Annotated in this window: 12 protein-coding genes; 4 read left to right on the top strand and 8 right to left on the bottom strand. The window is 70.4% G+C overall.

Annotated features, from left to right (window positions below; translation table 11 throughout):
- Positions 1-56: 56 nt before the first annotated feature.
- The 3 genes from VZQ01_RS18570 to VZQ01_RS18560 form a co-directional block, all read right to left on the bottom strand.
- Positions 57-1,643 carry an IS1182 family transposase gene (locus VZQ01_RS18570; RefSeq protein WP_408891322.1) on the bottom strand — a complete coding sequence of 529 codons (1,587 nt, stop codon included), beginning with the start codon at positions 1,641-1,643 and terminating at the stop codon, positions 57-59.
- Between the two features lie 55 nt (positions 1,644-1,698).
- Positions 1,699-2,412, bottom strand: a complete 714-nt coding sequence (locus VZQ01_RS18565) for a SulP family inorganic anion transporter (protein WP_426748530.1) — start codon at positions 2,410-2,412, stop codon at positions 1,699-1,701.
- 106 nt (positions 2,413-2,518) lie between these two features.
- A complete protein-coding gene (locus tag VZQ01_RS18560; protein ID WP_426748529.1) occupies positions 2,519-3,460 on the bottom strand; it encodes a LysR family transcriptional regulator in 942 nt (313 codons plus the stop codon).
- Between the two features lie 71 nt (positions 3,461-3,531).
- Between VZQ01_RS18560 and VZQ01_RS18555 the strand changes: the two genes are divergently transcribed.
- Together VZQ01_RS18555 and VZQ01_RS18550 are read left to right on the top strand one after the other, a co-directional pair.
- Positions 3,532-4,107 (top strand): peroxiredoxin-like family protein, encoded by a 576-nt coding sequence (locus tag VZQ01_RS18555; protein ID WP_426748527.1) that lies wholly within the window; start codon positions 3,532-3,534, stop codon positions 4,105-4,107.
- 234 nt (positions 4,108-4,341) lie between these two features.
- Positions 4,342-6,114, top strand: coding sequence for a DUF885 domain-containing protein (locus tag VZQ01_RS18550; RefSeq protein WP_223752079.1), 1,773 nt, complete (start codon positions 4,342-4,344; stop codon positions 6,112-6,114).
- A 30-nt stretch (positions 6,115-6,144) separates the two neighbouring features.
- Here the strand turns inward: VZQ01_RS18550 and VZQ01_RS18545 are convergent, their stop codons facing one another.
- From VZQ01_RS18545 to VZQ01_RS18530, 4 genes are all read right to left on the bottom strand, one after another.
- The gene (locus VZQ01_RS18545) at positions 6,145-6,591 is read right to left on the bottom strand and encodes a fibril protein (RefSeq protein WP_426748526.1); all 447 of its coding nucleotides are present in this window, start codon (positions 6,589-6,591) and stop codon (positions 6,145-6,147) included.
- A 177-nt stretch (positions 6,592-6,768) separates the two neighbouring features.
- Positions 6,769-7,932, bottom strand: a complete 1,164-nt coding sequence (locus VZQ01_RS18540) for a 4-hydroxy-3-methylbut-2-enyl diphosphate reductase (RefSeq protein ID WP_426748525.1) — start codon at positions 7,930-7,932, stop codon at positions 6,769-6,771.
- A 155-nt stretch (positions 7,933-8,087) separates the two neighbouring features.
- Positions 8,088-10,088, bottom strand: coding sequence for a M56 family metallopeptidase (locus VZQ01_RS18535; protein ID WP_426748524.1), 2,001 nt, complete (start codon positions 10,086-10,088; stop codon positions 8,088-8,090).
- Positions 10,085-10,486 carry a BlaI/MecI/CopY family transcriptional regulator gene (locus VZQ01_RS18530; RefSeq protein ID WP_046710388.1) on the bottom strand — a complete coding sequence of 134 codons (402 nt, stop codon included), beginning with the start codon at positions 10,484-10,486 and terminating at the stop codon, positions 10,085-10,087. Before VZQ01_RS18530 ends, VZQ01_RS18535 begins: the two co-directional genes overlap by 4 nt.
- 403 nt (positions 10,487-10,889) lie before the next feature.
- Between VZQ01_RS18530 and VZQ01_RS18525 the strand changes: the two genes are divergently transcribed.
- Positions 10,890-11,825, top strand: coding sequence for a hypothetical protein (locus tag VZQ01_RS18525; RefSeq protein WP_267698527.1), 936 nt, complete (start codon positions 10,890-10,892; stop codon positions 11,823-11,825).
- 64 nt (positions 11,826-11,889) lie between these two features.
- A complete protein-coding gene (locus VZQ01_RS18520) occupies positions 11,890-12,582 on the top strand; it encodes a hypothetical protein (RefSeq protein ID WP_426748522.1) in 693 nt (230 codons plus the stop codon).
- A gap of 112 nt (positions 12,583-12,694) precedes the next feature.
- Here the strand turns inward: VZQ01_RS18520 and VZQ01_RS18515 are convergent, their stop codons facing one another.
- On the bottom strand, positions 12,695-13,489 hold the full coding sequence (locus VZQ01_RS18515; protein ID WP_141330039.1) for a sterol desaturase family protein: 795 nt from the start codon (positions 13,487-13,489) through the stop codon (positions 12,695-12,697).
- Positions 13,490-13,491: the final 2 nt, after the last annotated feature.

The raw sequence follows: 13,491 nt of genomic DNA, 5'->3' as shown, positions 1-13,491 counted from the left end.
CCCTGGAGTCCCAGCAGGCCGATGCACGCGGTGCCTAGAGCGCCGAACAGGTTAGGTCACGCCGCGCGCTGGTAGCGAGCGGCGACCTCAAGGTTTTGGACGGCCGCGAGTCGCCTGAGGTCAAAGAGGTTGCGGCGCGTGCCTCGATAACGGGCCTTCGGGCCCTGGCGGTTGGCGAGATGTGCCAGGCGATGCTCGACACCGACACGCTCGCGGAGTTGTGCACGGCCTGCGCGCGACTGCAGACGTGAGCGAAGGCGCTTCTGGAGCCGCTCGTCGTCGCCCATCGTGACGCTGCGCCCCTTGCCGGACGCCGCCTGGGTACAACTCGGGCGCAGCTTGCACGGTCCGCAGGCTTCCGGGTCGAAGTGCACGACGGCGCCGGGCTCGAAGGGCTCCACCTCGCCAGCAGGACACGTAATGGTGCCGTCGCGGATGTTCACTTTGAAGTCGCGCTTGCCGAAGAGTCCGGGCTTCGCGCTGGCTCCACGCCACGGCCGGCAGACGACGTCGCCGCCGCTGGCCAGCACGTCTTCGGTCATGGGGCTGTTGAGGTACGCCCTGTCGATGAGCAGGACGTCGGGGAAGAGCTCCTGGTGGGCCATGTCTTCCTGCAGGGCCCCCGTCGCCTCCTCTTCGGGTCGGTTGGCCGGCGTCACGGCGCAGGCCACCACGAGCTCCGTGTCGAGGTCGGTGCCGACGTGCTGCTTGTAGCCATTGAAGCGCTTGCTCTTGCTCTTGCGCCCGTGGCGCATGTCCGGGTCCTCGATTGAGATGCGACGGTCGGCCGCCACGCCCTGCCGAATCTGCACTCCGCCCTCGGGACGCGGCTCAAGGTCCTGCGCCTTCACCTGCGCGAGCGCTTCGATGTAGCGCGTCAGTGGAGCCGCGACGCACGACTTCGACTGCTTCGCCACCCAGGCCATGAGACGGTCGAGCTGTCGGCACAGGCGATTGAGTGCGTCGAGCTTCGCGTCGGGCGCGCTCCAATCGATGTCGAGGCCGGCCTTGATGCTGCTGGCCATCAGCAACGGCGCATTCGCCTGCTGACACACCTCCTCGACGTCGGTGCCGAGCGCGAGCGCCATGCCCTCGGCCACCTTGCGGCCTGCGTGGCCGAGCAGGTTGATGGTGTCCTCAACCCGCCCGGCCCCTTCCAGAGGGCGGCTGTCCACCCCCACTCGCAGCGTCTTCGGCGTCTTCTTCGGGTCGAAGCCCTTCGTCCGCTTCGCCACCTCAACGGTGCGCTCCAGCAGCCGGCGGTCCATCTCGGTCGCGATGAGTCGCTCCCTGAATTGCTGCAGCCCGCCCTGGGAGAAGGCGGGCTCGTCCTCGTCCGCGCCGAGTCGGTCCAACACCATCCGCCACCGGCTGTCAGTGCCCGACAGGCACACGGCTTCGGCGTCCGATGCCTGCGTGTAGGCCTGCACCAACAGCGCCATGCACATCATCGCGGGCGGCTGCGGCTCTTGTCCCTGGCCCGTCTGTCGGTACATCGCTTCGAGCTCGTCCTGAAAGGCCTCGTCGAACAACTCGTGCCGATGCTCGCGCAGGAAGACGAAAAGCTTCCTGCTCTTCCCCGCCAGCTTCAGCAGGCGCTGCTCCCGTGCGCTCTGCTCCACAGCCGGCTTCCAGCGTTCCATGCGCCACCTCCGAAGGTGGCGACCTGATCACGCGACCACAGCCCGAGTCGATCCCCTACCGCTTGCCTGCTCCCTCGCCATAACCTGATCGGCGCTCTAGCACGAGCACCACGAGGGACGCGGGCAGCTTCGGCACCCAGCGGCCCAGCACGAGCAACAGCCCCAGGCTCACCGCGCCGACGACGAGCGTGAGCGGGTGTGTCTGCGGCAGGTGGGTGACGAGGTCCCAGAGCCGCTCGAAGAAGTTGCCGCTCCCGGCCTGGATGCCGAGCAGCTTGGGCACCTGCTTGATGGCGATGACGAGCGCGAGCCCGAAGACGAAGCCCGTGAGGAGTGAGTCGGAGAAGAACTGGGCGATGCGGCCCAGCTTGAGCACGCCGGCCAGGATGGAGATGACCCCGGCGAGCATCGCGAGCGCGGCCGTCAGCGCGATGAAGCGCGGGGTGCCGCTCTCGGCGAGGCTCGCCACCGTGGACGCGGAGAGCACGGCCACCGTGGCGGAGATGGCGACGACGAGCTGGCGCGACGTGCCCAGCAGGGCGTAGAGCACCAGCGCCACCGGGCCGGCGTAGAAGGCGGCTTGTGGTGGGACGCCCGCCAGCTCCGCGTAGGCCATGGCCTCCGGTATCTGCAGCGCGGTGATGGTGAGCGCCGCCACCAGGTCGCGCTTGAGCGAGCTGGGGCGCCACGCGGGGAGCCAGGTGAGGAAGGGCAGGTGGCGGGCGAGAGGGCGCGCGTGGGAGGTTTGTCGCTGAGGATGCGTGGACATGCGGCGGCCCTCCGGCCCATCGGGTCCCCGCACATTGGAGAGCGCACCCCTCGCGGGCATCGCCCGATGGGACGGGGCGGCCAGGGAGCCGGGTGGGCCCGCGCGCTCAGGTTGCGCGCGCGCCCGGGGATGCGCCGGGCTTGTGGAGCAGCGGGCGGACCGCCGAGAAGACCTGGTCCCGGACCCACCGGTGCGCGGCGTCGTGCTGGAAGCGCTCGTGCCACTGCATGGCGAAGCGGACGCGCGGCAGGGCGATGGGAGGTGGGCGGGTCTCCAGGTCCAGCGCGCGGATGGCGTCAGCGAAGAGCGGCATGGGGACGTTCATCAGCAGGTCCGAGTGGGCCAGCGCCTGGAGTCCGGAGAGGAACGACGGCGCCTCCAGGGCGACGTGCCGCCGCAGCCCCTGGCGCGCGAGCAGCTCCGCCAGGGGGTTGACCCGCTCGCCGCCGACATGGACGACGACGTGCCCGTGGGCCAGCCAGCGCGAGAGCGTCAGGCGCTGGCGCAGCGCCGGGTGGCCTCGGCGTCCGACGACGGCGAACCGTGGCTCGGCCAGCAGTCGCGCGTGGGTGGTGGCGTCCGCGAAGTGCGAGGGCGCGAGCGCGAGGCACAGCGGGCCCTCGGCGAGCAGTCGCGGCAGCTCCGGAGACAGGGGCCGCGCGCGCAGGCTCAGCCCTGGGGCCGTCCGCTGGAGGGCGGCGAGGAGGTTCGAGAGCACGGGGACGAACAGGTCCGGCATCACCAGCGTCAGCGCCCCGGTGTACGTCGCCGGGTCGAACGCCGCCGGGAGGCTCACGGCGGCCTCGAGCGCCCGGAGGGCCTCGGTGAGCCGGGGGGCGATGGCCTCCGCGCGCGGCGTGGGCACGAGCCCCGGGCCCGAGCGCACCAGCAAGGGGTCACCCAGCGACTCACGCAGGCGCCGCAGCCGATGGCTCAGGGAGGACTGGCTGATGCCGAGGCGCCGGGCGGCGCGCGTGACGTGCCGCTCCTCCAGCAGGACCTGCAGCGCGTGGAGGTGCGAGGGGTCGAGGCGGTCGAAGCGCATCATCGAATGATGCCATGATGCTCATGTCGGAGATGAAGCAGCGCGATGGAGCGCCGCGTCGCTAGGTTGCGCGAATGGACTCCAACAAGCGCTCCCATCTCCAGGTCGGCGAGGTCATCGCCCCCTTCCTCGTCACCACGCTCACCCAGGGCTCGCTGGAGCTCCCGCTGCGGAGCGCCGGCGCGCTCACGCACCTGCAGTTCCGGCGGTTCGCGGGCTGCCCCATCTGCAACCTGCACGTGCGCAGGTTCGCCGCCGCCCGGGAGCGGCTGGAGGCGGAGGGGGTCCACCCGGTGGCGTTCTTCCACTCCACCGAGGCGTCCATGCGCCCCTATCAGGGGGACCTGCCCTTCCCCGTGGTGCCGGACCCGGAGCGTCGTTGGTACCGACACTTCGGGGTGGAGCAGTCCCGGGTCTCAGCGCTCCATCCGCGGGCCATGCTGGCGGCCGTGAAGGGGCTGGCCTCCGTCCCCTCGAATCCCTTCGCGGGGGAAGGCGGGGCCCAGGGGCTGCCCGCGGACTTCCTCCTGGATGCCACGGGGCGGGTGCTCGCGCTCCATCGGGGACGCCACGCGGATGACCACTGGGAGGTGGAGGACGTGCTCGCGCTCGCGCGGACCTCGAGGGGCCAGGCGGCTCGCGCCTCGTGAGGGGCTCGCTTCGTCGTCACGACGAGAACGCAGCCAGGCACGCGAGCGTCCGCCGCACGACGGACCCACGGGCGCGGACACGCAAGGGTGATTCACCACACGGTCAACCGTGACCTCGGGGGCGACGTGGCGGGTTGAGCGCAGGACGGCCTCCGACGTCTGCCCTTGTTTCCGCCTACCTCTTCCGGCGCACAGTGCGGACACTGGGGCCCGTCAATCTCGATGAGAGCCCTCATGCGTATCCGTGTCGCCGTCGTCCTGCTGGCCAGTGTCTGCGCGTGCGCCTCGCGCCCGAAGGAAGGAAGGGATGCGTCCTCCCTCCCCACGCCCTCGCACGCGGCCACCACCGCCTACTCCCACTTCATCCGCGAGTACCTCGACTGGTTCTCCGCCGCCAACCCCGTGCGCGCCACGCGCCTGGGCTTCCACAAGCACGACGCCCACCTGCAGGACGTCTCGCAGGTCGCGCTCGACCGGAAGGCGGAGGCGCTGCGCGGCTGGCTCACCCGGCTGGAGCAGGTGAACTGCTCGGCCCTCACCGGTGACGACGCCGTCGACGGCGTGGTGCTGGAGAACGCCATCCGCGCGGAGCTGCTGGAGCTGGAAGAGGAGCGCGTCTGGCGCCGCAACCCGGGCGCCTACGTGGGGCTCGTCTCCGGTGGACTGTCCAGCCTGTCCTCGCGCGACTTCGCGCCCCTGTCCGAGCGGATGATGGACATGCGCTCGCGCATGAACGACATCCCGCGCGTGCTCGAGGCCGCCAAGGCGAACCTCCAGGACGTGCCCCGCCTGTGGGCCGAGCAGGCCATCCGCGACGCGCGCGGCACCCAGGTGTACCTGCGCGTGGACCTGCCTCGCGCGCTCGAGGCCCAGGGCGCCGACAAGCTGCCCCCCGCCGAGCGCCAGGATTTCGACGCCGCGCGCGCCAAGGCGCTCGAGCAGATGGAGGCCTTCACCGCGTGGCTGGAGCAGGATTTGCTCCCCCGCGCCACCGGTGACTTCCGCCTGGGCCGCGAGCGGTTCGAGAAGAAGCTGGCCCTGGAGGAGCACATCACGCTGAACGCGGACCAGCTGCGCGACATCAACGAGCGGGCCATCCGCGAGTACCAGGCCTGGGTGGCGCGCGAGACGGCCAAGGTGGACCCGACGAAGTCCCCCGCGGAGGTGATGGCCGCCCTGGTGAAGGACCACCCGCAGGCCGAGGAGCTCATCCCCCTGGCGCGCCAGCAGCTGGTGGAGCTGCAGCGCTTCGTGCGGGAGAAGGACATCCTCACGCTGCCCTCGGACTCGCTGCCGTCCGTGCGCGAGACGCCCCCGTACGAGCGGCTGGGCTTCGCGTCCATGGACACGCCGGGCCCCTTCGAGAGCAAGGCCCAGGAGGCCTACTACAACATCACCAACGTGGAGGCGGAGTGGTCCACCGAGGAGAAGGCGCAGCACCTGACGTACTTCAACCGCGCGGGCCTGCTGGGCATCACCGTGCACGAGGCCATGCCCGGCCACTTCGTGCAGCTGCTCTACGGGGCGAAGATTCCCACCGACGTGCGCAAGGTCTTCACCCCCGCCTCCGTGGTGGAGGGCTGGGCCCACTACGCCGAGCAGATGATGGTGGACGAGGGCCTGGGCCAGGGTGACCCGGCGGTGCGCCTGGGCCAGCTGCGCCGCGCGCTCCAGCGTCACGCGCGCTGGTACGCCGCGCTCGCGCTGCACGTGTACAACGAGCCGGTGGAGGCCGTGGCGAAGCGCTACGCGGAGATTGCCTACTTCGAGCCCTTCCCCGCGCTGCGCGAGGTGGAGCGCGGCACCTCCAACCCCACGTACCTGTACTACGCGCTGGGCCGCATGCAGATTCTGAAGCTGCGCGAGGACTACAAGAAGCACCTGGAGGCGAGCGGCAAGAAGTTCGTGCTGAAGGACTTCCACGACCGCTTCCTGCAGCTGGGCCTGCCCGTGTCGCTCGCGCGCAAGGTGCTCATCCCCGGCGACGAGGCGCCGTCGCTGGAGTAGCCGAGCACCCGCGCCCGACGCCTCGCGCGACTACAGCTCGATGACGTCCTCGGGCGTCTGGGGCGCGTCGCGCGAGGACAGGCCCTCGATGGTGAAGCCCCGGGGCGCGCGGATGGACGCCCCGTGGTTGGGGTCCAGGTACATGCGCACCGGGAGCCCCAGGCCGTCGTAGCTCACCTCGAACATCACCAGGTCCGCGTACTCCCGCGAGGGGCCCTCGTCACACGGCCCCAGTCGCTTCCAGGCCACGCGCTGCCCCTGGGGGCCGCGCAGCAGCTCGAAGAAGGCCAGGATGCCCGGGTTGCCCCAGCCCACCCGCACCGGGTCCTCCGCGCGGTAGCCGTAGGTGCCTCCCTCGTCCGGGAAGGTCGCGACGGGCGCGGCCTCCTGCCGGGGGGCCCTCACCACCGAGGGCCTCGACGAGGAACACGCCGAAAGCGCCAGCAACCCGACACACGCGATTCGCAGTGACACCATTGCACCCACCTCCTCCACGCCACCCGCGGCGAAGGTGTGGCCGGTGTCCGGCGCGTGCACGGCCTTCCCCCCACGTTCCGTCGTCCAGTCGACGCTCCCACGCCCTGGCGGCGGGCCCCCGCCCGCCCGAGCGCCCCGGCCCCGGCGCCCCCTGGTCCTTCCAGAACCGGGCGCCGTCTACTTTCCGCCCTTGGGCTTGTCGCCCTGGGACATGGCGCGCATGAACGTCTCGTCGATGCCGTGGATGCGCAGGCGCACCAGCTCCTCCGGCGTGATGTTCGTGTAGCCCGCGTCGCGCAGCTTCTTCACGAAGTCCGCCGTGACGCCGTGGATGCGGAAGTTGACCAGCTCGTCCGACGTGAGCTTCGCGAAGCCCAGCTCGCGCATCTCCTTCACGAAGGCGGGCCTCACGCCGTGGATGCGGAAGTTGACCAGCTCGTCCGGGCCCAGGTCCTGGAAGCCCAGCTGGCGCATCTCCTTCACGAAGTCCGGCGTGACGCCGTGGATGCGGAAGTTGACCAGCGTGTCGGCCGCGAGGTCCTGGAAGCCCAGCTCGCGCATCTGCCGGGCGAAGTCCGCGCTGACGCCGTGGATGCGCAGCGAGACGATGTTCTCGGGACCCACGTCCTTGAAGCCCAGCTCCTTCATCTCCTTCACGAAGGCGGGCGTGACGCCGTGGATGTTCATGGCGATGAGGTCGTCCCACGCGAGCTTCGCGTAGCCCGCGTCCGCCAGCTCCTTCACGCGCTGGGGCGTGACGCCGTGGATGCGGCCCTGCACCAGCTCATCCAGGTCCAGCGTGTCGTAGCCCAGCCTCGACAGCTCCTTCACGTACTCGGGCGTGATGTCGAAGATGCCCACCATCAGCAGCTTCTCGACGGGGATGTCCTTGTAGCCCGCGGCCCCCAGGTCCTTGATGCGCTGGGTGGTGACGCCCGTGGCGGCGAGCTGGAACTGCTGGTTCGGCGTCAGCGAGGCGTAACCGAGCGAGGCCATGGCCTTGAGATAGGCGTCGCTGGGGGTGAAGCGGTAGTGGCCCGCGCCCTCGCCGTCCTGGAAGCTGCCGGTGAAGGCGAACGTGCCCGCCTCGCGCGGCAGGGTGAAGGTGGCCGGGCCGTCCCCGGTGGGCAGGCCCTGGAAGGAGGCGCGGGACTCGGTGAAGCCCAGCCGCCCCCGTCCCTTCCGCTCGTCCTCGGGGTGGCTCAGGTTGAGGTGGAGCTTGTCGGGGGACTTCTCGTGCGTGGACGCGCTCCACGCCCCGCGCAGCTCGCTCGCGGCGGACGCGGCGCTGGCCACCAGCATGAGGACACACAACAACCACGAGGACGACGCTCGGCGCATGGTGAGGCTCCTTCGATTCGAGGATGGAGCCCTCCCGTCCGGCGCGCGCCCCTCGGGTGGGGCACGCCGCCGTGGGAAGGCGGTGATGAGCGGTGGGGTGTCCGGAGGCCGGAGGGAGAAAGCCCTCCGACCTCGGCGTGACGGTGTGACAGGTGTTACTTCGTGTCGCGCATGCGCCGGATGAACTCGGCGTCCACGCCGCCGGTGCGCAGGCGCACCAGCTCCTCGGGCGTGAGGTTCTTCAGTCCCGCGGCGTTCAGCTCGCGCAGGAAGTCCGGGTTGACGCCCACCGCGCGCAGCTCGGTGAGGACCCGCGGGTCCTTCGTGTCCACGCCCGCCGAGCGCATCTGCTCCAGCCACGCCGGGTTGACGCCCACCGCGCGCAGCTCCTGGAGCTGGTCCGCCGTCAGCTTCGTCAGCCCCGACTTGCCCAGCGCGCTGATGAAGCCCGGGTCCACGCCCACCGCGCGCAGCTCGATGACCTGCTGGAGCGGCAGGCCCGAGTAGCCCGCCTCCTTCAAGCCCTGGACGTACTGCTCACTCACGCCCACGGCGCGCGCGTCCATCACGTCGCGCGGGTTCTTCGTCTCGAAGCCCGCGCCCGAGAGCGCCGCGACGTACTCCGGCGTGACGCCCAGGTGGCGCAGCTCCACCAACATGCCCGCCTCCAGCTTGCGGCCGAAGACCTCGTTCATCCGCTTCACGAACTCGGGGGTGACGCCCGCGTGGCCCATGCCCACCAGGTTGGACACGGTGGGCTCGAGGCCCATCCCGCGCAGCTCCTTCACCCGCTCCGGCGTGACGCCGGCGACCTTCAGCGCCACCAGCTGGTCCACGGAGAGCGGCTGCCCCGCGCCCACCCGGGTGCTCCCGTCGACGTCATCCTCACGCTCGAAGTCCACCTTCACCTTCGGCGCGGCCGCGAGCTTCACCTTCGGCGCGAAGTCCACCTTCACGTCCATCGCGGGGAAGGGGGGCGCGGGAGGCGCGGCGGGAGCGGGAGGCGCGGGAGGCACGGGGAGCATGGCGAGGGTGCGCGGAGGCGTCTGGGCCATCACCAGCGAGGCCAGCGGCGCGGCGACGGCGAGGCCGCTGACGAGCGTGAGCACGGAGGCCCCCGCCACCCAGCGAGAGGAGCAGCGCGACGCGGGCGGGGACACGAGGCGGCGAACGCGCTCGGGCAGCGAGCCGCCCAGGGCGGACATGGCGTGGCTTTCGACGGCGGGCATCACGCGCAGCGTCTCCAGCGCGGTGAGGGCGCGGGCGTAGGAGACCGGGTTGGGGCTCGCGCCCACGGCCACGTCGTCGCAGCAGTGCTCGCGCTCCACGCGGATGACGTTGGACATCCACCGCACGGCCGGGTGGTAGAAGAACAGCGTCTCCACCACCACCTGCGCCAGGTTCACCGCGAAGTCATGCCGGCGGATGTGGGCCAGCTCATGCGCCAGCACCATCTCCAGCTGCCGCGCGGGCAGTCCGGACAGCGTGGACACGGGCAGCAGCACCACCGGCGACAGCCAGCCCACCGTGGAGGGCACGTCCACCTCCACCGACTGGAGCAGCCGCACCGCGCGCTTCAGGCCCAGCCGGCCCGACAGCGCGTCCAGCCGCTCCTGCCACTCCCGGGGCGCGGGCAGCGCGCGGCGCGCCAGCTGGTGCAGCCGCACCCACTCCGCCGTCAGCCGTCCGGAGCTGAGCCCCACGCCCGCCACCCACGCGAACACCAGCCAGCGCAAGAGCGTGGGGGCGGCCTTGCTCGCGCGCTCCCAGAGCCACGCCAGCGCCGTGGCCGGCGTCGCCTCACGCCAGTCGAAGCCCCGGTCGCGCGCGGCCTCGAGCGCGGGCCGGCTGTCGGCCCGGAGCGCCCGCGACACGCGCTCCATCACCTGCGCCCGCGCCGCCTGGAACGCCGGGGCCGCTTCGCCTCGCCAGGACGCGGACTGCTCGGCCCGGGCCCGCGTGGCGTGCCGCACGCCCGTGGCCACCGGCAGCGCTACGGCCAGCACCAGCGCGCCGCACGCCAGGGCATAACGCGCGTTCGCCGCGTGACGGCCCACCATCAACAGCGCCGCCGCCAGCCCCACCGCCACCAGCGCGCCCTGCCAGAGCGAGTGCACCAGCGCCCACCCCAGCGACTCCATCACCAGGCTGCTCATTCGTCCGCTCCTTCCAGGGAATCGAGCAGCTGACGGAGCTGCGCCAGCTCCTGGGGGCTCGTCTTGCGCGAGGACAACGCCTGCATGGCCAGCCGCGCCGGAGAGCCACCGAAGGCGCGCTCCACCAGGTCCGTCACCAGCTGCCGCTGCGTGCGCTGCTCGGTCGCCTTCGCCCGGTAGACGTGCGCGCGCTGCGTCTCGTCGCGCTCCACCAGGCCCTTGTCCGTCATGATCTGCATCAGCTTCAGCACCGTCGTGTAGCCCGGGCCCGCGTCCCCTGGCTCGCGCCGCGTGAGGACCTCATGGACCTCCCGCACCGTGCTGTCTCCTCGCTCCCACAGCACCCGCAGGATGGCCAGCTCGCCATCCGTGGGGCGCGGCAGCACCGCCTCGCTCATGACTCCCTCGCTTCGAACATCCACGAGGCCATCATACGAACGGATTCGTAGATGTCAACGAAGGTCTTCGTAGATGCCGCCCGTGGGGTGGGATTCACTCCCGAGGTGTGGGTGACATCAGCGCAAGGGCCGTAGCTTCCCCAGCGGGACGCCTGCCTGCTCCCAGGTTTTACCCACGAGGAGAAGAATCCGTTTTTCCGAGTGGGAAGATTTCTGCCCACGGAGGGAAGCGCGAGGGCCACGCAAGCTTCCCCCGGGTCCAGGCAGATCGGACTGGGGGGAGGTGGGTGCGTTGCCGCGGATGCGACCTGACAGGTCGGGCGCGTGGCACATCCGGTGAAAAAGGGTCTGCCCGGCGCGGGTCATCGGGGCTCGAGCCGCGAAGCAAAGACGAGGCAGACACATGAAGGCGTTGAGCAGTTGGATGGGGGCGGCTTGTGCCGCGGTGGTGGGGTTCTCTGGAGTGGCCCAGGCGCACGATTTGACGTGCACCAAGCTGGTGAATGGTCAGGCGTCGGTGCAGGCGACGACGTATCCGTTCACCGCGAACTTCAGCTTCCAGGTCAACAACGTGCATCCGACGTTGCCGTCCATCCTGTTGACGGCCACGGACCCGTTGCTGGCGGGTGAGGGGTTCGTCTTCAATCCGCCGCCGCCGGTGGTGATTCCGGTGGGCGCGTCGGTGACGTCGAACTTCAGCGTCACCCTGGACACTGTCGAGGAGTGCCGGGCGCTGGCGCTGCTGGACGGCCTGCCGGACAACAACATCGACAACACGTTCACCGCGGGCTTCGACCTGGGCAGCTCGCTGTGCACCGCGCGCGTCACCTGCGGAGACCCTTCGGGCGAGGTGTGCGAGAACGCGACGCGTGGGCTGGACTTCTGGCGCAACCACATCCCCGCGGTGCAGCAGTGCCTCGCTGGCGGGCCCATTCCGCTGGGCAGCATCGGCATCGTCATCGGCCTGGCGGGCGCCGAGGGCATCCTCTGGGGCAACCCGGACCGCTACCCCATCACCAACCTGCCGCGCAGCCAGCTGGACCGCATCCGCTTCCTGGCCGGGCGTGAGCTGTTCGTCGCCACGTGCAACCAGCGTGTGTTCGGTGGCGTCACCGTCCCAGCCAACCTGCTCGAGCTCATCCTCACCGCGCTGGGTACGGTCAACTGCGCGGACCTGACCAGCCTCACCACGCAGCTGAGCACCTACAACAACTCCTGCACCACGGCGCCGTTCCCGGGCGGGTTCGACCCCGGTCCCTCGACGCCGGAGGCCGCGGAGGCGCTGGGCATCGACCCGACCATTCCCACGGGGCTGTTCTGCATCCCGCCCCTGCCGTGAGCGTCGGCGTCCCAATCCATTCCAGACACATCCGAATCACTGAAAGTCTTTGAGGTATCAAGTCATGAAGAAGTTCCTGATGTCGACCCTGTGGGCCTCGGCCCTGCTGTTCTCCGCCTGCGGCGGGGATGATTCCCGCCAGGTTCCTGGCAATGAAGACCCCGGCGTGGAGACTCCCGTCCCTGGCGGCGAGGACCCCACGCCCGGTGGCGAGGACCCGGGCCCGACGCCCGGTGGTGAAGACCCGGGCCCGACGCCCGGTGGCGAGGACCCGGGCCCCACGCCCGGTGGTGAGGACCCCGGCACGCCCTCCACGCAGAGCTTCGAGCTGCGCCTGAAGGGCGAGAGCCTGATGGACTTCACCTCGCTGAAGGTGCCCATCTCCGACGTCACCATCACCGCCGAGGGCAAGCCGGTGAACGTGCAGGTGGTGTCGAACCTGCTGGAGATCGCCGACCCCATCCACGCGCCGCTGGCCGCGCGCTTCACGGTGCCTCCCGGCGTCGACAAGGTGCAGGTCACCGTGTTCTTCAACGCCATGGGTGACTTCGCCCGTCACTCCGCGCAGGCCTCGCAGCTCGACGCCCGCGTGGCGCCCATCACCTTCGAGGCGAAGGTGTCCGACCTGAGGACGCGTGGCCGCGCGGTGCTCCACCTGGATGTGTCGCGCTCCATCGTGGACACCTCCGTGTCGGGCTCCAACGGCCTGGTGGAGACCAGCACGCTGCTGCTGCCCTCCGGCGCGGTGAAGTTCTAGCCGACACGGTAGGGGTGAGGCTCCCGGAGGGCGGCAGCGCGGCGCCCTTCGGTGAGCCCTGACCACGGGCGGGTCCTCCTCGTGGGGTCCCGCCCGTCGCCGCGCTCGGGGACTACTCGGGCTGGGTGCCCTGGCCGTCCTTGCCCTGCCAGAAGCGCTTGGGGTGTCCGTCCCCGCGCGTGCCGTTGGACAGCCGGTCCACCCACGGATAGCGCTGGGCCTCCTCGGCGGTGTAGCCCAGGTTGAAGACGGTGGGGCTCTTGGGCAAATCACCCGCCTTGGCGTAGTAGGTGCCGAAGAGCCGGTCCCAGAAGTAGTTGGTGATGCCGTAGTTGCCCTGCTCGTTGTGGAAGTGATGCGACAGGTGCAGGCGCTTGATGTCCTTCAGGAAGCCCAGCTTCGGCGTGTAGTTCAGGTGCTGGATGCAGTGGCAGAACTCATAGAAGCACGTAATCACCATGCCCCAGCCCAGCGCCGCCGCCGCGCCCGCCTTGCCGCCGATGAGGTAGCCCAAGGGCGCCATCACCCCGCCCACCGTGGGCAGCACGTTGGCCAGCGCGCCGAACAGCACGCGCAAGTCATTGGGGTCCTGGTGGTGGTCGAAGTGGATGCGCTTCCACGTGGCCGCGGTGAGGGGCGACTTGTAGAGGAAGCGGCTGTGCAGGATGTGCTTGTGCACCAGGAACCAGCCGAGCGGGAACACCACGCTCGCGGCCGCCATGGAGAGCAGCGTGCGCACGGGGCTCTCGAACCACTTCACCGCGTACACCAGGCTGACGATGCCCACGGTGATGTAGGCCAGCACGGCGTAGTAGGTGAAGAACGAATAGACCAGGTCGCCCAGCGTCATCCGGTCGAGGTTGTGCTTCCGGTTCTTCAAGAACGAAAAGGGTGCGCTGACCGCCACGG

Source organism: Myxococcus faecalis, from assembly GCF_050039385.1.
In the GTDB taxonomy this organism is placed as follows: Bacteria; Myxococcota; Myxococcia; order Myxococcales; family Myxococcaceae; genus Myxococcus; species Myxococcus fulvus.
Note: the sequence above shows the minus strand (reverse complement) of the source record. Positions and strands in the feature narration are given on the sequence as shown.

What these genes read in the sequence shown, in the direction of transcription:
- VZQ01_RS18570 (WP_408891322.1), bottom strand. Translation starts at nt 1,643, where the DNA reads ATGGAACGCTGGAAGCCGGCTGTGGAGCAGAGCGCACGGGAGCAGCGC.
- VZQ01_RS18565 (WP_426748530.1), bottom strand. Translation starts at nt 2,412, where the DNA reads ATGTCCACGCATCCTCAGCGACAAACCTCCCACGCGCGCCCTCTCGCC.
- VZQ01_RS18560 (WP_426748529.1), bottom strand. Translation starts at nt 3,460, where the DNA reads ATGATGCGCTTCGACCGCCTCGACCCCTCGCACCTCCACGCGCTGCAG.
- VZQ01_RS18555 (WP_426748527.1), top strand. Translation starts at nt 3,532, where the DNA reads ATGGACTCCAACAAGCGCTCCCATCTCCAGGTCGGCGAGGTCATCGCC.
- VZQ01_RS18550 (WP_223752079.1), top strand. Translation starts at nt 4,342, where the DNA reads ATGCGTATCCGTGTCGCCGTCGTCCTGCTGGCCAGTGTCTGCGCGTGC.
- VZQ01_RS18545 (WP_426748526.1), bottom strand. Translation starts at nt 6,591, where the DNA reads ATGGTGTCACTGCGAATCGCGTGTGTCGGGTTGCTGGCGCTTTCGGCG.
- VZQ01_RS18540 (WP_426748525.1), bottom strand. Translation starts at nt 7,932, where the DNA reads ATGCGCCGAGCGTCGTCCTCGTGGTTGTTGTGTGTCCTCATGCTGGTG.
- VZQ01_RS18535 (WP_426748524.1), bottom strand. Translation starts at nt 10,088, where the DNA reads ATGAGCAGCCTGGTGATGGAGTCGCTGGGGTGGGCGCTGGTGCACTCG.
- VZQ01_RS18530 (WP_046710388.1), bottom strand. Translation starts at nt 10,486, where the DNA reads ATGAGCGAGGCGGTGCTGCCGCGCCCCACGGATGGCGAGCTGGCCATC.
- VZQ01_RS18525 (WP_267698527.1), top strand. Translation starts at nt 10,890, where the DNA reads ATGAAGGCGTTGAGCAGTTGGATGGGGGCGGCTTGTGCCGCGGTGGTG.
- VZQ01_RS18520 (WP_426748522.1), top strand. Translation starts at nt 11,890, where the DNA reads ATGAAGAAGTTCCTGATGTCGACCCTGTGGGCCTCGGCCCTGCTGTTC.